The organism is Rhizobium sp. R635 (assembly GCF_002211285.1).
Classification (GTDB): Bacteria; Pseudomonadota; Alphaproteobacteria; order Rhizobiales; family Rhizobiaceae; genus Rhizobium.
The window spans coordinates 31285-56555 of the sequence record NZ_LOKX01000018.1 but is presented as its reverse complement, the minus strand read 5'-3'; the positions used below and the strand labels follow the sequence as shown (position 1 = coordinate 56555).

Below are 25271 nucleotides of genomic sequence, written 5' to 3'. Positions count from 1 at the left end.
TGACGACAGACAACTGGCCGCGGTGAGGCGGTCATGAGGGTAAGGGACGAAGAAATGGGTAAGGTTACAGGATTTCTGGAAATCGACCGGCAGGTGGCGAAGTACCAGCCGGCGTCGGATCGCATCCGGCATTTCCGCGAGTTCACGATCCCGATGTCGGACCCGGAAGTGCAGAAACAGGCCGCGCGCTGCATGGACTGTGGCATCCCCTATTGTCACGGCCCCACCGGCTGCCCGGTTCACAACCAGATTCCGGATTGGAACGACCTCGTCTACAACAACAACTGGGAAGCGGCGATCCAGAACCTGCATTCGACCAACAACTTCCCGGAGTTCACCGGCCGCGTCTGCCCCGCGCCTTGCGAGGAAGCCTGCACGCTGAATCTCGAGGATGCGCCGGTCGCGATCAAGACGGTCGAGCAGGCGATTGCCGACAAGGCTTATGAGCTCGGCTTCATCAGGCCGCAGCCGGCCACCGTTCATACGGGCAAGAAGGTCGCCGTCATCGGCTCCGGTCCCGCCGGCATGGCGGCTGCCCAGCAGCTCGGCCGCGCCGGCCATGAGGTGCATGTCTACGAGCGCGAGACCAAGCCGGGCGGGCTGCTGCGCTACGGTATCCCCGATTTCAAGATGGAGAAGAACTTCATCGATCGCCGCGTCGAGCAGATGAAGGGCGAGGGCGTCACCTTCCATTGCGGCGTCAATGTCGGCGTCGACGTCAAGGTCGAGCAGCTGCTCGCCGATCACGACGCCGTCCTCTATTGCGGCGGCTCCGAGACACCGCGCGAGGCGGGCATCCCGGGCACGGATCTTGCCGGCGTGCATGATGCGATGCCTTATCTCGTGCAGCAGAACCGCCGCGTCGGGCGCGAAAACATCGACAGCGTCGGCTGGCCGTCTGATCCGATCCTGGCCGGAGCCAAGCATGTCGTCGTCGTCGGCGGCGGCGATACGGCTTCGGACTGCGTCGGCACGGCGTTCCGCCAGGGGGCCGTCAAGGTTACTCAGCTCGACATCCGGCCGCAGCCGCCTGAGAAGGAAGACAAGCTCGCCGTCTGGCCCTTCTGGGCGACGAAAATGCGCACCTCCTCCTCGCAGGCCGAGGGCGCCGTGCGTGAATTCCAGGTGGCGACGCTCGAATTCGTCGGCGAAGACGGCGTGCTGACGGGTGTCAAATGCTGCGAGGTCGACGAGCGCCGGCGGCCGGTTGCCGGCACGGAATTCGTCATCCGCGCCGATCTCGCCTTCATCGCCATCGGTTTCCGCGGCCCGTTCACGACAAGCGTATTGAAGGAGCTCGAAGGCAAGCTGACGCTCAACACCGACAAGCGCGGCTCGACCAACGTCGTCGCCAACGACCGCGACTACAAGACCTCGGTCGACAAGTTCTGGACGGCGGGCGACGTGCGCCGCGGCCAGTCGCTGGTGGTCTGGGCGATCCGCGAAGGCCGCCAGGCGGCACGCGCCATCGACGAGGCATTGATGGGCTCGAGCGTCCTGCCGAACTGATCTCGGCTCATACAGGCTGGCAAAGACACGAACTCCGCCCTTCCGGCGGAGTTTTTTTACGTCCGGTAAGGCGCTCTTTTGCCGGTGCGACCGCTTGACGCGCCGAGGTGGGACGCAAGCCTCAAGCAATGCCGGGCGGTGACGCTGATGCCTGACGCGGGCTCAGGAGGAGCCGGCGGCGACCGGAGCGGATGTGCCCCGCCGTGCCGGCCAAGGCATTTCACCATCGGCCGCGGCGCCAGGCAATATGACCGCCGCGAATGATCGACAAGGATTATTCACATGGTTTCTGCACTCGACAATACCAGGATGGTTTCGGCCCAATACGCCCTGAAGAATCTTCGCAGCGCCGATGAAAGCGCGGAGGATACGCAGAGTTCGTCGGCGGCAAGCATTCTGAGCAGCTACGGGCTCGATTCGAGCTCCGCGTCGCTTCTTTCCAATCAGGCGCTGTCTGGGCTGCTCGACACGCTTTCGTCGAAGGACGAGACGTCCGATGAGAGTGATACGACCGGCGACAGCGCCGATGTGACCAGCGCCTCCTTCATGTCGATGCTGAAGCAGCAGCTGCAAGAAGCGGCCGCGGCCGAAGGCGAAAGCGGCAAGGCTCACGACATGCTGGCGGCACTCGAAGCGGGCACGCTCACCATCTCTGATCCGACGCAGGGCGTCTCGATCGCCGCCTGGGACGTTGACGATCCCGATGAGGCAGGGGAAAGCAAAGCTGGCGAGGCGATCGATGTCAGCGGCTGGAGCGACTTCCTCGATGCGCATCTGGAGCGCGGCTCCGACGGCGCCTTCGTCAAGGAGAACGGCAGCTATGTCGATCAGACGAACGACAGCAACGCCTTCTTCGGTCTGATCGGTTCGAACTATTATTATCTGAGCTGGCCGCAGGCGGCGTAAACGAAAAGAAGGCGCGTCTCGCGCGGCCTTGTTATTTCACCGAGACTTCGGCCGGCGTCTTGGCCGCCGGCATGCGGTAGTCGTCGACGCGCCCGACGGGTGCCGGCGTCATCTCACCCTGCTCGACCAGGAGATCGCGCGGCGACTTCGTCAGCGTCACAGGGGGCGGTCTTGCGCCGAGAAGCTCGGCGCCGCCGTCGAGATTGGGATCGGAGAGGCTGATCGGTACGGTGTGCTCGACCGGGTTGGTGGGAAGGCCGAGACCCGGCAGGTTGCTTTCGTCCAGGCGCACCAGATCCGGGCTTGCCTGGGTGCCGAGAATGCGGCGGGCGGGCTTTTCCACGTAGAAGGCGAGCTTGCGTCGGCCGGCCTGGGTCAGGTTGATGCCGTCGGACGTGCGCAGGCGTACCTGCTGGCCGTTCACATCCGATCCGGTGACGATGAAGTTGCCGTTTTCGTCGACGAAACCATCCCAGATATCGATGAATTCGCCGCCGATGCTCTCGACCTGGTTGCGGTAGAGCTGGTTCATCTGGACGGCATCGGCCGTCATCTGATCGGATTCGAAGGCGGGAAGGCCGACCCAGAGCAGCGGGATCTTGCGATCGGCGACTTCCTTGCCGAAGGAGAGCACACGCCGACGATATTCGGCAAACCAGCCGTCGGTGCGGAATTTTTCCTTGGCGGTGTCGGTCACCATCTGCTGACGGTCGTTGGCGCCGATCATGACGACGACCATGGCCGGCTTCAGCTCGTCGATCATCTTCGGCAATTGTTCCGGCCAGTCGTAATAATCGTCGCGGACGAGACCCGAGGAAACATTGCCGCGAGCCTCGACGATGACGCCGGGCGACGTCTCGAAGGCAGCGGTCAGGCCGTCGCCGAGGCCGCTGGCAAGGAAATCGCCGACGATCAGGATCTTGCGGGCGTCGGCGAGTTTCTGCACGACCGGCTCCTCCTGTACGGGAGCGCGGATCGGCGGCGCGGTGCGGGGGCTGACCACGGCTTTCTGCGCCGGCGGGCGCTTGCGCTGCTGGCGTCTCGGCTGCTGGACGTCAGGGGCCTGCGGCCCGTCGTCGAGATAGCGCCGGCCGAGGAAGAAATCGAGAATCGACCGGCGCTGGTAGCGCTGCTCCTGGGCTTGCGCGACAGCCACCGGCGCAAGCGCGCCGAGACCCAGCGAAGCCGCCATCAAGGCGAGCATGAGCCAGCGGCTTTGAGGGGTCCGGTCAGTTTTCTTGGTCATGGGCAGTTCCGCATCTGCCGGCATCTTGCACTGAGGGCAGGCCAGCGTCTACTCCCGCTTTATGTAGGTCACGGTTACACCGGTTCTAGCGGCGAAGCGCGTTCAGAAGCGGCAGCGACGGCTCGCCGTCCGGCTGCATGCCGATGCGCTCCTGCACGGCCGATATCGCCGCCTTCGAACCCGATCCGAAATTGCCGTCGACCTCGCCATTGTAATAGCCGAGCGTCTTGAGACGCGTCTGCAGCTCGAATTTCTCGGTGATGTCGAGCGCGCCGTCCGGGCGCGGCCAGCGCTGTTGCATGCCGCCGTAACCGGCGATCTGGTCGGCCAGCAGGCCGACGGCAAGGGCGTAGCTGTCCGACGCATTGTAGTTCTTGATGGTGAAGAAGTTGGCCGTCATCAGGAAGCCGGGGCCACCGGGCCCGGCCGGCATCTTCAGCACGGCCTTGGTGCCGCCTTCGCGAAAGGCCTTGCCGTTCGGGCGTTTCAGGCCGAGCTCGGCCCATTGGGCCAGCGTATGGGTCTTGCCGGCCTGCTTGGCCGCGGCCGCGGGAACGACGACTTCGTAGCCCCAGGTCTTGCCGGTATCCCAGCCGTTCTTCATCAGCAGGTTGGCCGAGGTCGCCAGCGCATCCGGCACCGAGTTCCAGATGTCGCGGTGACCATTGCCGTCGGCGTCGACGGCATAGAGCAGATAGCTCGTCGGGATGAACTGGGTGTGGCCCATGGCGCCGGCCCAGGAGCCGGTCATCTCCCGCGCGGGCACGTCACCGTTCTGCAGGATCTTCAGCGCGGCAATCAACTGCTTCTTGGCGAACTTGGCGCGGCTCGGATCGGCATAGCCAAGCGTTGCCAAAGCGCGGGGCACGTAATGCAGCCGGTCGTCCTTGTCGAGGATCGCGCCGTAATTCGATTCCATCGACCAGATGGCGAGAAGAATGGTCTTGTCGACGCCGAATCGCTGTTCGATCGCAGCGAGCGTCCTTGCGTGCTTGACCGCCATCTCGCGGCCGATCTTGACGGTGTAGGGATTGACGCGCGAATCGACGTAGTCCCAGATCTTAGAGGTGAATTCCGGCTGATAGGCCGCCTTTTCGAGCACGGTGGGATCGGGCTCGCTCACCCCGGAAAAGGCCTTTTGATAGGTTGCCTTACTGATGCCACTCTGAGCGGCTGTTTGGTAAAAATCCGCGATCCATTTCTGGAACCGGGAATCAGCTTTCGCGTTGTCGGGGACCAGCCCAACCTGGGCGGCGACAACGAAGGCGAGAGCAAGACCACGAAGGGAGTTTTTGTGATTCTGGGTCATCGACAGTCGTATCCCACATCTTCAGTTTCCGGTGCAGCGGGGCATCATGTCCGCCCAAACCCGAGACTACAGGAACGGAGTCAACAAATTCTTTACCATGACGGCCCGCGACGGTCATCAGTTGCAAAACAGTAGCAATTCTATACTAGTTGAAGCTAAAAAGCTCTATTTCCAAAGCGATATGATCGAAGCAGGAGGCCGGTGTGGCTCAGCACAGCAAAGTTCGTAAAGCAGTATTTCCGGTTGCCGGATTGGGGACGCGATTCCTACCGGCAACGAAGGCTGTTCCCAAGGAAATGTTGACGGTCGTCGACAAGCCAATCATTCAATATGTCGTCGACGAGGCGATCGAAGCAGGGATCGAGCATCTGGTCTTCGTCACCGGACGCAACAAGCACGTCATCGAAGATTATTTCGATATTCATTTCGAGCTGGAACAGACGCTGCGCGAACGCGCCAAGAAGGCGGAAATCACCCTTCTCGCCCAGCAGCTGCCGAAAGCCGGCACGGTGAGCTTCACCCGCCAGCAGGAGCCGCTCGGCCTCGGCCATGCCGTCTGGTGCGCCCGCGAGATCGTCGGCGACGAGCCCTTCGCACTGCTGCTGCCCGATATGATCATGAAGGGCGACAAGGGCTGCATGAAGGGCATGATCGACCTTTACGGCCAGAGCGGCGGCAATATCATCGCCGTCGAGGAATGCGCGCCCGACCAGGCGCATAAATACGGCATCGTCGGCGTCGGCGAAGCGATCGGCGAGGGCTTCCGCATCACCGGCATGGTGGAAAAGCCCGCCAAGGGAACGGCGCCTTCCAACTTCTTCATCAACGGCCGCTACATCCTGCAGCCGGAGATCTTCAAGATCCTCGAAACCCAGGAGCGCGGCGCCGGCAACGAGATCCAGCTCACCGACGGCATGCTGAAGCTGCTGAAGGAACAGGATTTCGCCGGTTACCATTTCCGCGGCACGACCTACGACTGCGGCGCCAAGGACGGCTTCATCCTGGCGAACGTCGCCTATGCCCTCGAACGTGCCGACATCCGTCCGTCCGTCGAAGGCGGCTTCAAGGAATTGCTTGCAGGGCTGAAGTAAGATTTCCGCCCAAGCCTATCAGTGATAGAACGCCGCGCCTCCCATCGGAGGCGCGGCGTTTATCTTTTCAGCTTGAGGCCGACGCCGGCGCGCCATTGCTGGGAGTCGTCGCCGTCCTTGCGCGTGGTCAGCTCGTAGCCGAGCGTGCTGGTCAGATCGAGATAGCGGTTGATGTTCCAGGTCAGGCCGGTCGCCGTGGTATAAACGAGCTCGTCGTTGATGGTGCTGTCCGTGGGATAATCGCGCCATATGACGCCGCCGATCATCGTCCCGACGAGATTGTCGCGCAGCTGGTGGGTGACCGTCGTCGTCAGCGCGTGCGAGACGTAGCCGCTCTCGCCTGCCGTCGTCGAGGGCTGGATGCTCGTCTGCAGGTCGAGATTGACATCGGTGCCGCGGATCGGCGACCAGAGCAGGCTCGCATCGAGCGTGGCCGTATCGATCGAGGACAGCCGGCTGTCTTCGAAATCCGCCATCGCGTAGCCGATGCCGACTTCACCCTTCAGCTTTTCGCCGAGATCGACCTCGACGCCCGCCTTGGCGCCATAGCTGTGGCCCGAACGTTCGTAACCGGCGGAGTCGCGCGTTTCGTCATAGATCGTGCGGCCAACCGTGGCTTCGATGAAGGGGATGAGTGCGGGCGACAGCTCATAGCCGACGCGCCCGCGCAGCGTGCCGGTCGTCTGGTTGCGGTCGCTCAGGGTCACGGTCGTGCCGTTTGCAAGCGTGGCGTCGGAATAGATCGAACGGCTGAGCCCCAGCGCCGTCGTGCCGCGCAGGATGCCGAAATCGCGCTGGACCGAAGCGCCGGCGGTGAACTCCTGCACGTCGGACTGCTGCGTGGCATCGGCGATGGCGTCGGGATCGTCCGTATCCTCGCGGTAGAAATTGTACCCGGCCGTCAGGTGCGCGACCGTATCGTCGGGAAGATCCAGCCGGAGATCGCCGTTGACCTTGAAGGACGGCTGCTCTTCGCCCTCGCCGCTGATATTCTTCTGCCAGGCGCCTTCCGAGGTGACGGTCAGCTGGTGACGTCCCCAGTCGGATGTGAGTGTCGCGGCCGCATCGGTTTCGAGGAAGGCGCGATGCTGCCTGGTATCGCCGTCCTTGGTGGTCTCGGTGTTGATGCTTTGGGTCACGCTCGGGCGGAGTACGAACGTGCCGATCGGAATGCCCGGCGTTTCCGCCGTCGAGGCGCTTTCGGTGGCCTTGCGGCGCGGCAGCGTCTCATCGACCAAGGCCTCGCGGGTGTTCAGCCGGCGCATGTCCTCATCAAGAATGGAGCCGGTGATGTCGTCGCCGTATTGCGCGTCCGGTATGGCGGGCCTCTGGGCATCGTCCGTGTTTGCGGCAGCGCCGTTTGCCGCCGGCGTGGCCAAGCCGTCGCTCTCGTCATCGAAGCCGGCTTCGGATGCCGCGCCCGTCGTCGCGCGATTGTTCTCGGAGGACGCTGCGCGGCTGGTCGCCGACTGCAATGAGGCGGACTGCGCGAAAGCCGGCGTCTGGCCGAGAAGCAGGCCGCCGAACGCAGTAAAGCAGACGACACGGCTCATGGCGCGGAGCGGCGTCACACTGCTCGTCTGTTTTGGCTGGCCCATCAATTCGTGCCTGACATGCTTTCGGTTCTTACCCAAAGGTAAAGCCTTGTGGTTAATCATTCGTTGCCGCGGGCAGGCGCCGTTCACATTTCGGAAATGGTGCGGGGTGGACTTGGAAAGTGAAAAGGTCTAACGCATCTCCATGAACAAGAGAGCGATCAAACTCGTTGAAAACAGCGTGCTCGAATCGGCAAAACGCACGATAGAGACCGAAAAACGCGGTCTCGAGGCACTCGAACGAGCCTTTGACGATGGGTTGGCCGGTCCTTTCACAAAGGCGGTGGAGACCATCGGCGACATCTCCGGGCGCGTGATCGTCACCGGCGTCGGCAAGAGCGGGCATATCGGCGCGAAGATCGCGGCGACGTTCGCTTCGACGGGAACGCCCGCCTTTTTCGTGCATGCGGCCGAAGCCAATCACGGCGATCTCGGCATGATCGCGCGCGATGACGTCGTCCTGGCGATTTCCAAGGGCGGCGAGAGCGCCGAGCTCAAGAGCATCATCTCCTACACGCGGCGCTTCTCCATTCCGCTGATCGCGATCACCTGCAGCGAACGTTCCTCGCTTGCGAGTGCAGCCGATATCATCCTTCTGGTGCCGAACGAGCAGGAGGCCTGCCCCAACGGCCTGGCCCCGACGACCTCGACGCTGATGCAGCTTGCGCTCGGCGACGCTCTGGCGGTGGCGCTCCTGGAGGCGCGGGGCTTTACCGCCACAGATTTTCACGTCTTCCATCCCGGCGGCAAGCTCGGCGCGAGCCTGATGCATGTCGCCGATATCATGCATACCGGCGAGAAGCTGCCGCTGGTTGCCAAGGGCACGCCGATGCCGGAGGCGATCACCGTGTTGTCGCGCAAGCATTTCGGCTGCGTCGGCGTGCTTGACGGGGATGGCCGGCTCTGCGGCATCGTCACCGAAGGCGACATGGCGCGCAACCTGACGCGCAACCTTGCCGATCTTGCCGTCGACGACATCATGACGAAGACGCCGAAGACGGTGAAGCCGACGATGCTGGCGACCGCCGCACTGGCACTGCTCAACCAGCATCACATCGGCGCGCTGATCGTCATCGACGAGGACAACCGTCCGGTCGGGCTGGTGCATTTCCACGACCTGCTGCGGATCGGGGTTGCCTGATCAGACGGGTTCGACCCGCAGGTCGCGGCCGTGACACGAAATCACCTTCACCTGTGTTCCCGCGGGCAAATCAGGCCCCATGACCTGCCATAGCGTATCGTCGAGGCGGATGCGGCCGCGGCCTTCGCGGATCGGTTCCTGCAGCGTCGCCGTGCGCCCGACGAGGCTCGCGCCGCGCTGATTGAGGAAGGGCTCGTCGGTCGCGGCATTGCGCAGCGTCAGCCGGCGGCCGGCAAAGGTGGTGGCGACGGTGAGAAGCGCAAAAAGGATCGCCTGCAGCTCCCAGACCCAGAAGGCACTGTCCCAGAAGAGCAGCGACAGCGCGCCGACGATCAAGGCGGCAAGGCCGATCCACACCAGGAAGAAGCCAGGCACGATCATTTCGGCGGCGAGCAGCACCAGGCCTGCGACCCACCAGCTCCACGGACCGAGTTCGGCGATGATCTTCGCCAGCATGGCTCATCGCTCCTGATCGGGATTGAAGGGATTGTTGGGAAGCGGTGGATTGATCGACGGCGTCGAGCGGGCCGGGGCGGGGCGCGGACGCGGCGGGGGAGGCGGCGGCGGATTGCCGGCGTCACCGAAGACTTCGCGGGCGATGGCGCCGATGCCGCCGAGCGAACTCAGGATGGAAGAGGCTTCCATCGGCATCAGCACGATCTTGGAATTGGGCGCCGAACCGACCGAGGCGAGCGCTTCGGTGTATTTTTGCGCAACGAAATAGTTGATCGCCTGGACGTCGCCGGCGGCGATCGCTTCGGAAACCATCTTCGTCGCCTTGGCCTCGGCCTCGGCCAGTCGCTCGCGGGCTTCGGCGTTGCGGAAGGCAGCTTCGCGCTGGCCTTCGGCCTGCAGGATGGCGGATTGCTTGGCGCCCTCGGCTCTCAGGATCTGGGCATTGCGCGAGCCTTCCGCCTCCAGCACCTGGGCGCGCTTTTCGCGCTCGGCCTTCATCTGGCGGGCCATCGCGTCGACGAGGTCGCGCGGCGGCTGGATGTCCTTGATCTCGACGCGGGTGACCTTGATGCCCCAGGGCTGCACGGCCTCGTCGACGACGCGCAGCAGCCGGTCATTGATCGCATCGCGGTTGGAAAGCAGTTCGTCGAGATCCATCGATCCCATGACCGAGCGGATATTGGTCATGGTGAGATTGAGGATGGCATTTTCGAGGTGGGACACCTGATAGGCGGCCTGGGCGGCATTCAGAACCTGAAAGAAGGCGACGGCATCGGCTGAAACCGAAGCATTGTCCTTGGTGATCACTTCCTGCGTCGGCACATTCAGCACCTGCTCCATCACGTTCATCCGCGCGCCGACACGCTCGATGAAAGGGGTGATGAGGTTGAGGCCCGGCTCCAGCGTGCGGGTATAGCGGCCGAAGCGCTCGATGGTGTAGCGATAGCCCTGCGGCACGGTCTTGATCCCGGCAAAAAGCACGAGGATGACGAAGATGACGAGCACGATCACGACGATGTCGAAGCCGCCGAACAGCATGAAAAATTCCTCCCATCGGCGCATGCGCAAGCGCCTCACAACTGATGTGGTGAGTTAGCATGTTCTTTGCGAGGAAGAAATGACACGCGAATGCACGGCCTCCCGGTGAAAGGAGGCTCGTCACGGCAAGGTCCTTGGACCTATTCTCAGGCCCAGCCCTGCAATTCGCGGCGAACGACCTTTTCCAGCACCTTCATGCCGTCCTCGCCGTCGTTGAGGCAGGGAATATGCGTGAACTTGTCGCCGCCATTCTCATGGAAGGAGTGGGCGGCCTGTTCGGCGATCTCTTCCAGCGTTTCCAGACAGTCGGAGACGAAGCCGGGATTGATGACGGCGATGCGCTTGACGCCGTCCTGGGCGAGCTTCTCCACCGTCTTGTCGGTATAGGGCTGCAACCATTCCTCCGGCCCGAAGCGGGACTGGAAGGTGACCATGAAATTTTCCTTGGTCAGCCCGAGCCGTTCGCGCAGCAGCCGGCCGGTCTTCTGGCATTGGCAGTAATAGGGATCGCCCTTTTTGAAATAGGACATCGGAATGCCGTGGAAGGAGGCAAGCAGCATCTCCGGCTTCCAGTCCAGCGTCGAAAGGTGCTTTTCGACGGATTGGGCGAGCGCCTCGATATAGGTCTCGTCGTCATGATAGTCGGGCACGGTGCGCAGCGCCGGCTGCCAGCGCATGGTGAGCAGTTTCTGGAAGGCCTTGTCGTTGACGGTCGCAGTCGTCGCCGCCGCATATTGCGGGTAGAGCGGGAAGAGCACGATGCGGTCGCAGCCGTCTTCCTTCAGCGCCTCGATGCGCGAAGCGATCGACGGCGTGCCGTAGCGCATCGCCCAGTCGACCTTGACATTGGCAAGATCCTTGAGCCGCTCGGCCATCAGTTCCGACTGGTTGCGCGTATAGGTACGGAGATAACTTTCGTTCCTCTCCTTGTTCCAGATCAGCTCATAAGCCTTGCCGACCTTCTGCGGGCGCCTGTTGAGTACCACGCCGAAGAGGATCGGATACCACTTCCAGGGCGACCATTCGATGACACGGCGATCGGTCAGGAATTCCCTGAGATAGCGGCGCATCGAGATGTAGTCGGTGCCGTCGGGCGTGCCGAGATTAACCAGCAGGACGCCGACCTTGCCTGACTTGACGGCCGGATGGTCCGCCGGGCGGAGTGAAATATCTGCGGTCATTCTGGCCCCAACGCTCTTTTTCATCTCGTTGGCTCATACGCAGCCGCGAGATCACGGTTCACCCTATAGAAAGAAAAGCCGGCCCGGGAAAGCCCGGACCGGCCACGACAATCGGGACAAATCGTCTTACTTGGCAGGAACCTCGATCTCCTTGCCGACCGTCAGGTGACGTGGGTTCGGCTTGCCGTTGGCCTCCGAAAGCTTCCGCCACAACGTACCATCGCCATAGAAGGTGACGGCGAGATCCCAGAAGGTGTCGCCCGCCGCGATGACGTGGGTGGAGGGCGTCGTTGCGGCGGGTGCGGAGGCTGCCGGAGCCGGTTCCGTAGCAGGCGCGGGAGTTGCCGGGGCCGGCTCGGTGGCCGGGGCGGGTGCAGCCGGCGCCGCAGGGGCGGGAGCGGGCTCGGTGGCCGGCGCAGGTGCTGCCGGCGCGGGAGCGGGAGCCGCCGGTTCGGCAGCGGGCGCCTGTGCCACAGTCGCGCCGGTTTCGGTGACGCGGCCATCGGTGTAGGGCTTATAAGGCGAATGAGCTGCCAGATATCCGGCGGTCACGTCGGCAAGATCCGGGCCGTAATCATAGGCGTTCTTGCCGTCCTTGAAGATCGAATAGCCATCGCCGCCTGATCGCATGAAGTTGTTGGTGGCGACTTTGTAGGACTTGGCCGGGTCGATCGGCGCGAAGTTGTCGCCCTCCTTCACCTGGACATCGCTGACGCGGCTGCCGACAGGCTTCGATTGGTCGAACGAGAACTTCAGGCCGGCGACCTGCGGGAAGCGTCCGGCGCCCTGATCGATCTGGCTCACGCCGTTTTCGAGCGCCTTGACGACATCGGCACCGGTCGTTTCAAAAGTGGCGAGGGTGTTCTGGAAAGGCAGGACGGTGATGACCTCGCCCTGGGTGACGTCGCCGCCGTCGATCGAGGCGCGCAGGCCGCCGCCGTTCTGGAAGGCGATGGTGACGCCCTGGTTCTTCGTGCGGTCGAGCATGGCGTCGGCCACCAGATTGCCCATCGAGCATTCCTTGACGCGGCAGACCTTGCGGTCGCCCTCGATCGGGCCTTCGGAGGAGCCGATCACCTTCTTGCGCAGTTCCTCGATCGGCTTTGCCAGTTCGGCAACGCGGGTGATGACGGCAGGATCGGGTGTGAAGGAAGAGTCGACCAGGATCGGATCGCCCTTGGCGTCCTTGACGACGCCGTTATCGTCGAAATTGACGACGAGATCGCCGAGATATTTGCTGTAGGAGGCGGCCTGGACGACCGGCACCTTGTAGCCGCCGGGGTTGTCGACCATCGTCGGATACGGGCCTTCGGCCTTCGGATCGGTATTCGAGAGCAGGCTATGCGAATGGCCGCCCACGACGACATCGACGTCTGGGATCTTGGCGATCACGGCGAGGTCGCGGGGGTAGCCGACATGGGTCAGCGCGATGATCTTGTTGACACCCTGGCCCTTCAGCTCCTGAACGGCTGATGTAATGGTCTCAACGTCGTCGGCGATCGTGACGTTCGGGCCGGGTGAGGAAAGCTCGGGCGTATCGTTGGTGACAGCGCCGACGATGCCGATCTTCTGGCCGCCGACATCGAGCACCAGCGAGGGCTTGATGCGGTCGCCGAGCTTGGAGGCGGCTGCCGCCTTGACGTTCGCCGTCACGACAGGGAATTGCACCTTGTCGAGGAAGGTCGCGAGCCCGTCCTCGCTGTCGTCGAATTCATGGTTGCCGACGGTCATGGCGTCGAACTTCATCATGTTCAGGAATTCAGCTTCGGCTGCGCCCTTGTAGGTCGTGTAAAACAGCGAGCCTTGAAAATTGTCGCCGGCATTCAGCAGGAGAACGTTCTTGCCCGACAGCGCCTGGCGGCGCTGGTCGATCGCGGTCTTCAGGCGGGCCGCGCCGCCGAAGCATTCCTTCTTGCCTTCCTCTTCGGCCGAGCAGGTGGAGTCGAACTTGTTGATCGATTCGATGCGTGAATGGAAATCGTTGATATGAAGAATATTGAGTTCGTAATCCGCAAAGGCGGCACCCGCGCTCAGCGCCAGCATGGACGCGGTCAAAAGACCGAAGCTGAAAGACTTCGTCATCCCTGTTCTCCTGATTGAGGCGAGAGATTCCCCGATCCTCGCCGATCCCTTCCATAGTCCGCCGGGGCGGTTTCCCGGCGCGCAGATGTTCCACGAGACGATGCGCGACCGCAAGGGAAAGCTGGATCAGAAGGGATTCTTTCCAAGAGGCGGCAGACAAAAAAGCCGGGTGACTAAAGCGCGTCGCGATCTTTCAGATTCGCTCTTCGCGCTTTAGGTCTTTGTTTTACGCATGTCGTTAACGCAAAACCACTGCACACTTTTGCGCGACATGCTCTAGCCCAAGCATTCGCCGTCGACGGCGTTTCGGTAGAGTTCGCGCGCAGCTTCCGCAATGTTGGGAAGAGTGGCCAGTGCGACGAGCAGGCAGAGAAGGGAAAGGATGCGGTGAAAGCGTCTACCGCTCCGGTAGGCAAGGAATGCGCCGGCGCCATAGATCAAGAGGGCCGGCAGAGCGAAGATCAAAACCTGCAGCGGCCCGTCGCAATCGGGGGCGGCGATGCCCTGGGCGCGGTAGACATTGGCCGGCAGGACGACGGCAAGTGCCGCAAGCGGCAGTGCGAGCAGCAGGACGAGGTAACCGGCGAAGGCTCGCACGGTGCTTATCCCCGCAAGCCTATCGCCCATCCGTCCTTGTCAGCCGCGGCGGGAAAGCGTGAACTGTGCGCCGGAATCCGAGGTGCAATTCAGCTGGCTCGGATTTACGAGGGCGCAATTGACCTTGGACTGGGTCTTGCGCACCAGCGAGGTCATGTTGATCTCGACCAGCGTCGGCGAGGTGTTGATATAGGTGCCGGAGGCGAGCAACTGGTTGCTGTCGGTAGTGCGGGTGGTGAACGTGCCGCCCTGGAAGGTGGAAACGATACCGTTCGGATCGCTCCAGCTGCCTTCGACGCCGGTGGGCGCGGGCGTGTTTGCAACCGGCAGGGGGCGCGGTCCTGATGAAACGCAGGCGGCAAGCGCGGCTGCTGCACCGACAAGAACGAGACCAGTTTTGATATTCATAAGGCTTCTCCCGGCGAATCGGCGCGGCGGACCCCGCTGCAGTTCGGGCAAAACATGGCGTGCACCCGCCAGGATGGCAAGCCTTGGAAGGCGGCGGGCAGAATTTATACAGCCGGCGTTACAAAAATGCCCGCCTCGCGGCGGGCATCTTCAAGTTGCACTGACGATCTCAGCGAACGAGAATGTTCCTGAACTGCCAGGGATCCTTGGTGTCGATATCCTCGGGGAAGAGACCGGGACGGCCGTCGAGCGGGGTCCAGTCGGTATAGTGGCCTTCGACCGGGCCGAGATAGGGCATCTGCACTTCGAGGCAGCGCTTGTAATCGATCTCGTCGGCTTCGACGATGCCGGCCTTCGGGTTCTCGAGCGCCCAGACCATGCCGGCGAGAACGGCTGACGTGACCTGCAGGCCGGTGGCGTTCTGATAAGGCGCGATGCGGCGGGTTTCCTCCAGCGACAGGCGCGAACCATACCAATAGGCATTCTTCTCGTGGCCGTAGAGCAGCACGCCGAGTTCGTCGATGCCGTCCTCCAGCTCGTCCTCGTCGAGAACGTGATGAACCGGCTGCGGCGTGCCGCCGTTGCCGAACATCTCATGCAGCGAGAGCACGGCGTCGTTGGCCGGATGATAGGCATAATGGCAGGTCGGGCGGAAGGTTACTTCGCCGTCCTTGTCGCGGACCGTGAAGTAGTCGGCGATCGAGATCGACTCGTTGTGGGTGACGAGGAAGCCGTATTGCGGGCCAGGGGTCGGGCACCAGGTACGCACGCGAGTGTTGGCGCCGGGCTGCTCCAGATAGATGGCGGCCTTGTTGCCCTTCTTGTGCTTCTTGGCGTTCTTCGGCATCCACTGCTCATGCGTGCCCCAGCCGAGTTCGGCCGGCTGCATGCCTTCGGAGATGAAGCCTTCGACGGACCAGGTGTTCCAGAAGACGTTGAGCGGCTTCGGGTGCTTGGTGCGCTGGGTGTCGCGCTCGGCGATGTGGACGCCCTTGACGCCGAGCTTCTTCATGAGCTTGGCCCAGCCTTCACGATCATGCTGGTCAGGTTCGTCGAACTTCAGGCCGGTGTCGTTGGCGAGGTTGACGAGCGCCTGCTTGACGAACCAGGAAACCATGCCCGGATTGGCGCCGCAGGTGGAAACGGCCGTGGCGCCGCCCGGATTCTTCGCCTTTTCCTTGCGCACGGTTTCGCGCAGCGCATAGTTGGTGCGGTCGGCATTGCTCATGCCCTTGTCGAAATAGAAGCCGAGCCAGGGCTCGACGACGGTGTCGACATAGAGCACGTCATGCTTGCGGCAGAGCTTGATGAGGTCGAGCGAGGAGGTGTCGACCGAGAGGTTGACGCAGAAACCCTGGCCTTCGCCTTCCGTCAGCAGTGGCTTCAGCAGTTCCTTGTAATTGTCCTTGGTGACATATTCCTTGATATGGCGGACGCCGTGCTTCTTCAGGATCTCCATGTCGGAGGGCTCTTCGCGCGGGTCGATAACGACCATCCGGCTCTTGTCGAATTTGAAGTGGCGCTCGATCAGGGGCAGGGTGCCGCGGCCGATGGAGCCAAAGCCGATCATCACGATCGGACCGGTAATTTCGGCGTATACCGGATAGTTCTGTTCCGTCATTCTTTTCTCCTGTGGAAGGCGACGAAGGCGGGAAGCCCGAAGAATTCTTGTGAGATTGCCGCAGAAATTGCGAAGTGACCGGCTCTAACCACAAAACGGCGTCACAATAAAGAGCGTTGACGGGGAAAGGGCAAATATCGGGTGGGCGGAAGGTCGGCTACCCGATGTGTCGTGTTTTGGAATATGCCTATTACGATCCCTTGCTCGAATGAGCTACCAAGTCCTCTCTAAGCCTTACCGGCAAATCCATCCGCTCGTGAAGAATGCTCATCACGCCAATATCGCCGTTATCGAGTTCGCGAAAGAAAATGTAGTGATGTTCATAACGGCTGAAATAAGCATGGTGCTTGATATCTGCGGGAATGGCCAATCGCTGTGGAAGCTGGCGCCAGATAAGTCGCTCCTCGCATAGGCGCTGCAACCGACCATGCAGCCCGAGGATATAGGCATCCGCCTGCTTTTCTCCCCACGTTTCATACGTATCGCGCCAAATCTTGTCCTGTGCAGCGTCTGCACGCGGATAAAACCGATAAGCCATCACAGTCAGCGGCGTTTGTTGCGGCGAATGACATCCTCGGCGCTGACAGCGACAAACTCACCATCGGCGGCCCGCATCGCGGGTGCGAGTTCCTTTTGAAGGGCATCCCATGCTTCATCACGCGTTTGCAAATCGCGCCGGATCAAAGCACGGATGTATTCGCTCGCGTTTTCGTAGAGGCCATCATCGCCGATCTGCTGCTGGATATGATCCTGAAGCGCACCGCTGACCTTTACGTGAATGCTGCCTGACGCCATTGGTTTACCCTTATTTTCTCGTGATTGTGGGTGGCGTAGCACATATTGTCAATATTCTTCACGTGATCGTCGTGAATGCCATAGCTGAAGAGCAGGCGCCAGATGGTTAGCGCTTCAGGATTTCCAGTCCTTCAACCGTCGTCGTTATCGCAAGTTCGGTGATTTCGTATTCGGCAACGCCGTGGATGGTGAAGGGATCGGCGGCGACATAGGCTTCGATCGCGGCGCGGTCGCCGATGGCGAGGATCGCGCCGCCGGTGCGCGGCACCTTGCGGCCGGAGGCGAGGAACCAGCCTTTGGCGTAACCCTCCTTCACCCAGGCCATGTGCGGCTCCATGTGCCTATCGGCTTCATCGTTGGATTTTACGTAGGTGAGGGAGAGAATGAACATGGTCAATTCCTGAGGAGGTTTGCGCGGATCAGTCCGCGCAGCGAGTTACCGACATAGAGCGTGCCGGCATCGAGATCGGCAAGTGTCAGACGGCCGACGCGGGCCTTGCGCCCGCAGATGAGTTCGGTGCGCAGCACACCGGCGAGCAGGCCGCATGAAATCGGCGGGGTGCGCAGGATGCCGGTTCCGTCGTCCAGGAAGACGGAGGTGATGGTGCCTTCGCAGACTTCGCCGCGCTCGTTCAAAAGGATGACTTCATCCGCCTCCGCAGGCGCATATTCGGCACGGGCGGTCTCGTAGACGGCGCGGCGCGTGGTCTTGACGTGCAGCAGCCTGTCGGCGGAGTCGAGACGGATCTTGGCGATGCGAACGCTCCAGACGGTCTCCGGGGGCAGCGGGACAAAGGGCGCGCTCGTTACTTCGATTTTGCCTTGCGGATCGAAGGTCAGGCGGATGCGCAATGGGCCTGTGGCCTCGGCGACGGCTTCATCGAGCTTTGCCGCCGCGCCGACCGGTTGCGGAAAACCGAGGCGACGGGCGGAGCGGGAAAGCCGGGCGAGATGCAGGCGCCAGCGGATGAAGCCATCGCCGGGCTGCCAGCGCAGCGTCTCGATCAGCGAGAAATCGGTCATCGCGCGATCCATTGGTCGCCGATGGCGAAGCGGGCCTTGAGCAGGCATTCCTCATATTCGGCCTCGGCAGTGGAATCGAAGACGATGCCGCCGCCGACATTGAAGACTGCTTTCCCATCATCGAAAAGCGTGACGGTGCGGATGGCGACGGAAAAACGCATGGCGCCGCTGGGCGAGATCATGCCGATCGCGCCGCAATAGGCGTCGCGCGGGGTATCTTCGAGCGCGTGGAGAATTTCCATCGCCCGGATCTTCGGGGCGCCGGTGATCGACCCGCAGGGGAAGAGGGCTGCAAAGATATCGCGGATCGAAAGGCCGGGACGCAGCCTTGCCTGCACATGGCTCACCATCTGGTGGACGGTCGGATAGGTCTCGACGTCGAAGAGTTTCGGCACGTCGAGCGTGCCGACCTCGGTGATGCGGGAGATGTCGTTGCGCAGCAGATCGACAATCATGCGGTTTTCGGCCTGCGTCTTGATATCGGCCCGCATGGCCGCGATGATTTCGGCATCTTCGGCGGGGCTGGCGCCGCGTTTTGCCGTACCCTTCATCGGATGGGTCTCGATCCAGCCCTCTTCATCGGTGCGGAAGAAGAGTTCAGGCGAACGCGACAGGATGATCGGGCCGCCGAGATCGACCAGTGCGCCGTATTTGACCGGTTGGCGTTCGATCAGCGACCAGAAGGCGGCACGGGGATCGCCGGTCCAGCGGGCTTCGACCGGCATGGTGAGGTTCGCCTGATAGGCGTCGCCGAGCCGCAGGTGCTCGTGAAGGCGGTCGAAACGCTCTTTATATATAGGGAAATCCCATCCGGCTTTCGGGGCGGTCAGGAACTCTTCGTTTTCGAGACGCTGTTTCGGCTGGGCGAGCGGGTGCGTGTCCGGCTGCGGCGCGTCGAAGACGCCGAAACAAAGGAGCGGCGTTTCGCGGCCCTCTCCGGCAAAGGACGCGAGTTTTTCCTCGAAGAGATATCCGGCCTCGTAGGCCATGTAGCCGGCAAGCCATTTGCCCTCGGCCCTGGCTTCTTCCAAGCGGGCGAGGCCGGCGAAGAATTCGCTGCGCGTCCTGGCAATGATGATCTCAGCCGGCTCGGCGAAAAGCATCACCTGGCCTGAAGTGTCGTCGCGGAAGAGAATATAGGGTTTGTCAGTCACGCAACGCTTTCGGTTTGTTCTGCTCCTCATCACTCAAGATGCGATTGGGAGGGCGAGGTATTTTTCCCTTCTCCCCACGGGGGAGAAGATGCCCGAAGGGCAGATGAGGGGGAGGAGCGAAGCGACGTCCTGAGCATATGCGAAGGACAGGTTCTGCTATGTCGCCCCCTCATCCGCCTGCCGGCACCTCTCCCCTATGGAGAGAAGGGACTCGTTGCCGCCTCCCCGCTCCTGGCGACGAGAATTCACGCTTTATCTAACGCTTCCAGCTCATCGATCAGCCCTTCGATCATCGACAGGCCCTGGCTCCAGAACGACGGATTGGTGGCGTCGAGGCCGAAAGGCTTCAGGAGTTCCGAGTGATGCTTGGTGCCGCCGGCCTTCAAGAGCTCGAAATACTTCTCCTGAAAGCCCTTCTCGGCCTTCTGGTAGACGGCGTAGAGCGAATTCACCAGGCAATCGCCGAAGGCATAGGCGTAGACATAGAAGGGTGAATGGATGAAGTGGGGGATATAGGCCCAATAGGTCTCGTAGCCCTCGGAAATGTTGATCGCAGGCCCGAGGCTTTCCGACTGGACGGAGAGCCAGAGCTCGCCGATATCGTCGGCGGTGAGTTCGCCTGCCTTGCGGGCGGTGTGCAGCTTGCGCTCGAATTCGTAGAAGGCGATCTGGCGCACGACCGTATTGATCATGTCCTCGACCTTCTGGGCGAGCATCGCCTTGCGCTCGCGTTTGTCGGTGGTCTTTTCCAGGAGCGCGCGGAAGGTCAGCATCTCGCCGAAGACCGATGCGGTTTCGGCAAGCGTCAGCGGCGTCTGGCACATCAGCGCACCCTGCGCGCCGGCGAGAACCTGGTGCACGCCATGGCCGAGCTCGTGGGCAAGCGTCATCACGTCGCGCGGCTTGCCCATATAATTGACGAGCACATAGGGATGGGCCGAGGGAACCGTCGGATGGGCGAAGGCGCCGGGCGCCTTGCCGGGACGGACCGGAGCGTCGATCCATTGTTCGTCGAAGAAGCGCCTGGCGATATCGGCCATCTCGGGGGCGAAGTTGCCGTAGGCCGAAAGCACCGTTTCTCTTGCTTCGGGCCAGGAGATGATGGCGCTCGAGGTTTCCGGAAGCGGCGCGTTGCGGTCCCAGAAATTCATCTGCTCCATGCCGAGCCATTTCGCCTTCATTTTATAATAGCGGTGCGACAGGCGGGGATAGGCTTCGCGCACGGCCGCAGCCAGCGCATCGACAACCTCGCGCTCGACGCGGTTGGCCAGATGCCTGGAGTCGGCGATGTCCTCGAACCCGCGCCAGCGGTCGGCGATATCCTTGTCCTTGGCAAGCGTGTTGGTGATCAGCGTGAAGATGCGGATATTCGCCTTGAAGGTTTCGGCAAGCGCCATGGCCGCCTTGCGCCGCGCTTCCGGATCCTTCTCCTGCAGCATGTTCAACGCCACTTCGAGCGGCACTTTGTTGCCGTCGATCTCATAGCGCAGTTCCGCCATGGTTTCGTCGAACAGGCGGTTGAAGGCGGCGGCCGACGTCATCGACTTTTCGAGGAAGAGCTGTTCCAGCCTGTCGTCGAGCTGGTAGGGCTTGTCTTTCCTAAGGTCGATGAGCCAGGGACGGTAATGGCCGGCATCGGGATCGTTCGCCATGCTGGCGTCGATCACCGCATCGTCGATGCGGTTCAGTTCCAGCGCGAAGAACAGCAGATGACCTGAGAATTCGGTAATCTTGGCCTGCACGTCGCCGTAAAGCTTGCCATTGGCCGGATTGGTGGTGTCGGAGAAATAGGTGAGGCCGGCAAAGGAGCCGAGGCGGCCCATGAGATCGTCGAGCGCCTCATATTCCTGCAGCGCCGCGCCGATGCCTTCGCCGCCGGTCTTGGCCGCCGCTTCGGCAAGTTTGCTCTTCCACTTCTCTTCAAAGGCGATCGCGGCCTTGCCGGCTTTTTCCATGTCGGCGACGAAAGCGGTTGACGTGGCGGAGGGATAGAGATCCTGCAGCTTCCAGACCGGCAGATCGCCGAGCGCGGGATCGGCGGCCCCACTCGGCGCTGCTGCCGACAAGAGAAGGCGTGCGTGCGGGAGCTTGATTTTCATGGGCGCAATTCCTCTCCACTTTATAACAGGTTTGCTTGTCTAGCGCATCGGCCCGAAAATCGGAATCGATTTTCAGAAAGCGCGACGCGAAGGTTCAAACTGCTACAGCGACCCATGCCCGTCTGAAGGGAGCTGCGGTGCAGCAAGCGCGACAAGGCCCGGTATCAAGGGCTTTTCAGCGGATGAAAGGCCTCGCTTCGGCACGAAAAACGGTCGTCACAATCGTTAAAATGCAATTGTTTCTCAAAACTGGATGTTCAAGCCTTTCTGCCAGAGTGCGCTCCAGGGTTTCGCATGAAGTGGAGCGACAATGACCGGTTACAATGAGCTCAAGGGAGCAGGGCAAATCCTCGTGGTCGAAGACGACCCGGTGCAGCGCCGCCTGCTCAAGAACGCAATCGAGCGTCACGGCCATGTCGTGCACCAGGCGGAAAACGGCCGTATCGGCCTTGAAATGGTCAAGCGCGACAGCGGCCTTTTCAATGTCATCGTGCTCGACCTGATGATGCCGGAGATGACCGGCCTCGAATTTCTCGACGCGCTTCACGAATTCGGCACGCAGATCCCCGTCATCGTGCAGACGGGGCAGGGCGGCATCGAGACCGTGGTGCAGGCGATGCGCGCCGGCGCCTTCGATTTCGTCGTCAAGCCGGTTTCGCCCGAGCGGATCGCCACCTCGATTTCGAATGCGATGAAGCTCGACCAGCGTGAGGTGAAGGCGCGGGCCGGACGCCGGTCGCGCTCAGGCTCCGTCGGTTTCGACGACATCGTTTCGGCAAGCCCGGCGATGATCCGCGTCATCGACCTCGCCCAGCGGGCGGCACAATCCAACATCCCCGTCGTGCTCGAAGGCGAATCCGGCGTCGGCAAGGAGCTGGTGGCGCGCGCCATACAGTCCGGCGGCGAGCGCTCGAACAAGCCGTTCGTCACCGTCAATTGCGGGGCGATCCCGCACAACCTGGTCGAAAGCATTCTCTTCGGCCATGAAAAGGGCGCTTTCACCGGCGCGACCGAACGTCACATCGGCAAGTTCATGGAAGCCGACGGCGGCACGATCTTCCTCGATGAAATCGGCGACCTGCCGCTCGAGGTGCAGGTGAAGCTGCTGCGCGCCGTGCAGCAGGGCGAGATCGAGACCGTTGGTGCACGCACCGCGCACAAGGTCAATGTCCGGCTGATTTCGGCGACCAACAAGGACTTGATCGAAGAGGTCAAGAACGGCCATTTCCGCGAGGACCTCTATTACCGCCTCAATGTCTTCCCGATCACCATTCCGGCGCTGCGCAAGCGCAAGGAAGACATTCCGCATCTGGTGCGCGTCTTTGCCGACCGCTTCTCCAGCGAGCAGAAGAACGGCCGCCGCATGACAGTGAACTCAGGCGCGCTGGCGCTGCTGACTGCCTATGACTGGCCGGGCAATATCCGCCAGCTCGAAAACGCGATCTTCCGCGCGGTCGTTCTGGCCGAGGGGCCGGAGCTGACCGAGGCGGACTTCCCGCAGATTGCCGCCCAGCTTCCGGAATATGAAGTGGTGGATCATCTGGCGCTCGTTGCCGACAACACCGGGATCGACCCGGATGAGGCATATGGCGAGGATTACCGGGCGCCGACGCCGGGGGATGTGCATCACCGCCTGTCGGAGACTTCCGACAATGCGATCGCCAGCGTCAACCCCTCAGGCGATGTGCGCAAGCTTGCCGACGTCGAGGAGGAACTCATCCGATTCGCACTCAAATTCTATCGCGGGCAGATGAGTCAAGTGGCGCGCAAGCTCGGGATCGGGCGATCCACACTTTATCGCAAGCTCAAAGATTACGGCATAGATCCGGATAATCCCCAGAAAGATGCGGCTTAAGCACCATTTGTTAAGACTCGGGCAACCACGATTTGTTACTGATCATAAACCACTTGTTAGTGGCTCTTTCACTATGTAAAGAAAAGGTTGATCATGTGTGGCATTTTTGCCATCGTGTGACCGCATTTGACAGTCATCTGAGACAGTACGGGACATTGTCTGTCTGACGGGGATCGAGTTGCCGAATCTGAATGGGAATTCCAAGCCTTCGCGCTTGAGCTGGCGTTCGTTGTGCGCCGACATCTGCGGAAAGGCAGTGAGGACGGTAGCGGCCGCCCTTCTTGCGCTTGCGGTTTCCTCGCCGGTATTCGTCAGTACGCCTTCCCAGGCAGCGGGCGAAACCCGCAGCCTCAAGCTCTATTTCATCCACACCGGTGAAAAGGCCGTCATCACCTATAAGCGCAACGGCAAGTTCGATCCCAAGGGTCTGGAGCAGCTGAACCGCTTCCTGCGCGACTGGCGCAAGAACCAGCCGACGAAGATGGACCCGCGCCTGTTCGACCTGATCTGGGAAGTCTACCGCCAGAGCGGATCGAGGGACTATATCAACGTCGTCTGCGGCTTCCGCTCGCCGGCGACCAATGAAATGCTGCGCGGCCGCTCGCGCCAATCCGGCGTCGCCGAAAAGAGCCAGCATATGCTCGGCAAGGCGATGGACTTCTTCATTCCCGACGTCAAGCTCGCGACGCTGCGCGGCATCGGCATGAAGATGCAGGTCGGCGGCGTCGGCTTCTATCCGAAGTCGGGCTCGCCCTTCGTGCACATGGATGTCGGCGGTGTTCGTGCCTGGCCGCGCATGAGCCGCGATGAGCTCGTCCGGCTTTTCCCTAACGGCAACACCATCCATATTCCGGCCGATGGCAAGCCGCTGCCGGGCTACCAGCAGGCAATGGCCGACTACAAGCGCCGCGCCAGCGGCACGCAGATCGAGATCGCCAGCGCTTCCGAATCGGCGCCGAAGCACAAGACGCTGTTTGCCGCGCTCTTCGGCGGCGGGGCGGACGAGCAGGAAGACGATACGGATGATTCGGCTCCGGCCGCCGTCGCCAAGGCGACGCCGCCGAAGGCCGAGCCCGCTGCTCCTGCCGAGCCGCAGCAGACTGAAGTCGCCGACCTGAACGCGCCGGTGCCGCAGGTTCGCCCGGCATTCAGCAACCAGCCGGCCGGCAGCGAAATGGCGAGTGCGCTGGTGGCGCCGTCTTCGGGTAATGCCGCACAGCAGGCCCTTGCCGCAGCGCTTCCGACCGATCAGGCCCAGCCGCAGCAGTTCGCCGATCTCAGCGCCTACAGCATTCCGGTTCCCTCGCTTCTCGGCCAGCGCCGCGCGCCTGGTGACGCCGAAGTGGCGTCGGTCGATCCGAACATGCAGAACGGAATGCCGGTTCCGACACCGGTCGAACGGCCGGCCGTTGCGGAAAACCTGCTTGCCGCGGCCGATGCCGATCCGGAAGCAGAGGCCGACGAGGCCGATCAGGATACGCTCTCGCCTGCCGTCGCAGCGGCGCTGGAGCAGCAGAACGACAAGGCTGCCGAAAGCGACGTTGCTTCGCATCAGCCTGAGATGAGCGTGGAGCAAGCAATCGCCGCCGCGATGCCGCAACAGGCGCCTGCCGCAAAGCCGACGCTGCAGCTTGCCGCATTGGCGCCGGTGACGAAGTCGGCAAGCTTCGGCGACGGTTTCGACGCGCCGGCCGCCGAAGGCGCCGTAGCGCCGGGCCTCCCCACCAAGGGCGGCCGCCCGACGCAGAAGCAAGCCGCCGCAGCCGACGCCAGCCGCGCGACCGTTCGAACCGAGCCGAAGCTGACGCAGAAGATGATTTCGCAGTGGGCGCTGACCAATGCGCGGCTCGAAATGGCTTCCAAGCAGGTCAAGGCGCCGCGCTTCGTCAGCCAGTCGATGCGTGCCCAGCCGACATCAGTCTATGCCGAGGGCTTCAACGTGAAGACCGCCTCGGTCGATCCAGCCCGCTTCAGCGGCACGGCCGTCAACTTCATGGAAGTGCGCAAGTTCAACACGAACTGAGCCTGCCGATCGTCGAAATACCCAAACCGCTGGAGCGATCCGGCGGTTTTTCTTTTGGCTGTTCGAGCGGCCGAATGGTGCTTGGCCAGCAATATCCCGCGCAAAAAGAAAAGCCGCCGGGAGGCCCGACGGCTTTATCGAG

22 protein-coding genes are annotated in these 25271 nt (G+C 62.1%); 6 read left to right on the top strand and 16 right to left on the bottom strand.

From position 1 onward, the window contains the following. Positions 1-54 precede the first annotated feature (54 nt). Together ATY78_RS15365 and ATY78_RS15360 are read left to right on the top strand one after the other, a co-directional pair. On the top strand, positions 55-1509 hold the full coding sequence (locus tag ATY78_RS15365; protein ID WP_088683178.1) for a glutamate synthase subunit beta: 1455 nt from the start codon (positions 55-57) through the stop codon (positions 1507-1509). Between the two features lie 282 nt (positions 1510-1791). Next, complete coding sequence (locus ATY78_RS15360; protein ID WP_088683177.1) at positions 1792-2415, top strand: hypothetical protein; 624 nt, start codon at positions 1792-1794, stop codon at positions 2413-2415. Between the two features lie 31 nt (positions 2416-2446). On the opposite strand, the gene ATY78_RS15355 is transcribed toward ATY78_RS15360, so the two are convergent. Together ATY78_RS15355 and ATY78_RS15350 are read right to left on the bottom strand one after the other, a co-directional pair. Next, positions 2447-3685 (bottom strand): DUF459 domain-containing protein, encoded by a 1239-nt coding sequence (locus tag ATY78_RS15355; RefSeq protein ID WP_190237468.1) that lies wholly within the window; start codon positions 3683-3685, stop codon positions 2447-2449. A gap of 61 nt (positions 3686-3746) precedes the next feature. After that, positions 3747-4970 carry a lytic murein transglycosylase gene (locus ATY78_RS15350; protein ID WP_088683176.1) on the bottom strand — a complete coding sequence of 408 codons (1224 nt, stop codon included), beginning with the start codon at positions 4968-4970 and terminating at the stop codon, positions 3747-3749. A 203-nt stretch (positions 4971-5173) separates the two neighbouring features. Here ATY78_RS15350 and galU point away from each other — a divergent pair, with 203 nt between their 5' ends. After that, entirely contained in the window at positions 5174-6061 is an 888-nt protein-coding gene (gene galU, locus ATY78_RS15345) for a UTP--glucose-1-phosphate uridylyltransferase GalU (RefSeq protein ID WP_088683175.1), read from the top strand. Between the two features lie 59 nt (positions 6062-6120). Here galU and ATY78_RS15340 read toward each other — a convergent pair whose 3' ends face one another. Then, positions 6121-7659: an outer membrane beta-barrel protein gene (locus tag ATY78_RS15340; RefSeq protein WP_088683174.1), complete on the bottom strand. Its 1539-nt coding sequence runs from the start codon at positions 7657-7659 to the stop codon at positions 6121-6123. A gap of 142 nt (positions 7660-7801) precedes the next feature. Here ATY78_RS15340 and ATY78_RS15335 point away from each other — a divergent pair, with 142 nt between their 5' ends. Next, positions 7802-8797: a KpsF/GutQ family sugar-phosphate isomerase gene (locus ATY78_RS15335; RefSeq protein ID WP_088683173.1), complete on the top strand. Its 996-nt coding sequence runs from the start codon at positions 7802-7804 to the stop codon at positions 8795-8797. On the opposite strand, the gene ATY78_RS15330 is transcribed toward ATY78_RS15335, so the two are convergent. From ATY78_RS15330 to ATY78_RS15270, 13 genes are all read right to left on the bottom strand, one after another. Further along, positions 8798-9253: an NfeD family protein gene (locus ATY78_RS15330; protein WP_088683172.1), complete on the bottom strand. Its 456-nt coding sequence runs from the start codon at positions 9251-9253 to the stop codon at positions 8798-8800. A gap of 3 nt (positions 9254-9256) precedes the next feature. Beyond that, complete coding sequence (locus tag ATY78_RS15325; RefSeq protein ID WP_088683193.1) at positions 9257-10291, bottom strand: SPFH domain-containing protein; 1035 nt, start codon at positions 10289-10291, stop codon at positions 9257-9259. Positions 10292-10437: 146 nt separating this feature from the next. Then, the gene (gene hemH, locus ATY78_RS15320) at positions 10438-11472 is read right to left on the bottom strand and encodes a ferrochelatase (protein WP_088683171.1); all 1035 of its coding nucleotides are present in this window, start codon (positions 11470-11472) and stop codon (positions 10438-10440) included. Between the two features lie 126 nt (positions 11473-11598). Continuing rightward, a complete protein-coding gene (locus ATY78_RS15315) occupies positions 11599-13554 on the bottom strand; it encodes a bifunctional metallophosphatase/5'-nucleotidase (protein WP_088683170.1) in 1956 nt (651 codons plus the stop codon). 276 nt (positions 13555-13830) lie between these two features. Beyond that, the gene (locus tag ATY78_RS15310) at positions 13831-14151 is read right to left on the bottom strand and encodes a hypothetical protein (RefSeq protein ID WP_088683169.1); all 321 of its coding nucleotides are present in this window, start codon (positions 14149-14151) and stop codon (positions 13831-13833) included. Between the two features lie 39 nt (positions 14152-14190). After that, positions 14191-14559, bottom strand: a complete 369-nt coding sequence (gene omp10, locus ATY78_RS15305; protein ID WP_088683168.1) for an outer membrane lipoprotein Omp10 — start codon at positions 14557-14559, stop codon at positions 14191-14193. Positions 14560-14728: 169 nt separating this feature from the next. After that, positions 14729-16180: a homospermidine synthase gene (locus tag ATY78_RS15300; RefSeq protein ID WP_088683167.1), complete on the bottom strand. Its 1452-nt coding sequence runs from the start codon at positions 16178-16180 to the stop codon at positions 14729-14731. Between the two features lie 190 nt (positions 16181-16370). Next, positions 16371-16721, bottom strand: coding sequence for a type II toxin-antitoxin system RelE/ParE family toxin (locus tag ATY78_RS15295; protein ID WP_088683166.1), 351 nt, complete (start codon positions 16719-16721; stop codon positions 16371-16373). Between the two features lie 2 nt (positions 16722-16723). Continuing rightward, positions 16724-16975, bottom strand: a complete 252-nt coding sequence (locus ATY78_RS15290; RefSeq protein ID WP_088683165.1) for a transcriptional regulator — start codon at positions 16973-16975, stop codon at positions 16724-16726. A 106-nt stretch (positions 16976-17081) separates the two neighbouring features. Further along, complete coding sequence (locus ATY78_RS15285) at positions 17082-17366, bottom strand: YciI family protein (protein ID WP_088683164.1); 285 nt, start codon at positions 17364-17366, stop codon at positions 17082-17084. A gap of 2 nt (positions 17367-17368) precedes the next feature. Next, positions 17369-17998 (bottom strand): aminotransferase class IV family protein, encoded by a 630-nt coding sequence (locus tag ATY78_RS15280; RefSeq protein WP_088683192.1) that lies wholly within the window; start codon positions 17996-17998, stop codon positions 17369-17371. After that, the gene (locus ATY78_RS15275; protein ID WP_088683163.1) at positions 17995-19182 is read right to left on the bottom strand and encodes an aminodeoxychorismate synthase component I; all 1188 of its coding nucleotides are present in this window, start codon (positions 19180-19182) and stop codon (positions 17995-17997) included. Before ATY78_RS15275 ends, ATY78_RS15280 begins: the two co-directional genes overlap by 4 nt. A gap of 215 nt (positions 19183-19397) precedes the next feature. Next, positions 19398-21251, bottom strand: coding sequence for a M3 family oligoendopeptidase (locus ATY78_RS15270; RefSeq protein WP_088683162.1), 1854 nt, complete (start codon positions 21249-21251; stop codon positions 19398-19400). A 310-nt stretch (positions 21252-21561) separates the two neighbouring features. Between ATY78_RS15270 and ATY78_RS15260 the strand changes: the two genes are divergently transcribed. Both ATY78_RS15260 and ATY78_RS15255 read left to right on the top strand, forming a co-directional pair. Beyond that, positions 21562-23106 carry a sigma-54 dependent transcriptional regulator gene (locus ATY78_RS15260; protein WP_088683161.1) on the top strand — a complete coding sequence of 515 codons (1545 nt, stop codon included), beginning with the start codon at positions 21562-21564 and terminating at the stop codon, positions 23104-23106. 178 nt (positions 23107-23284) lie between these two features. Beyond that, a complete protein-coding gene (locus ATY78_RS15255) occupies positions 23285-25129 on the top strand; it encodes a DUF882 domain-containing protein (RefSeq protein WP_088683160.1) in 1845 nt (614 codons plus the stop codon). Positions 25130-25271 lie beyond the last annotated feature (142 nt).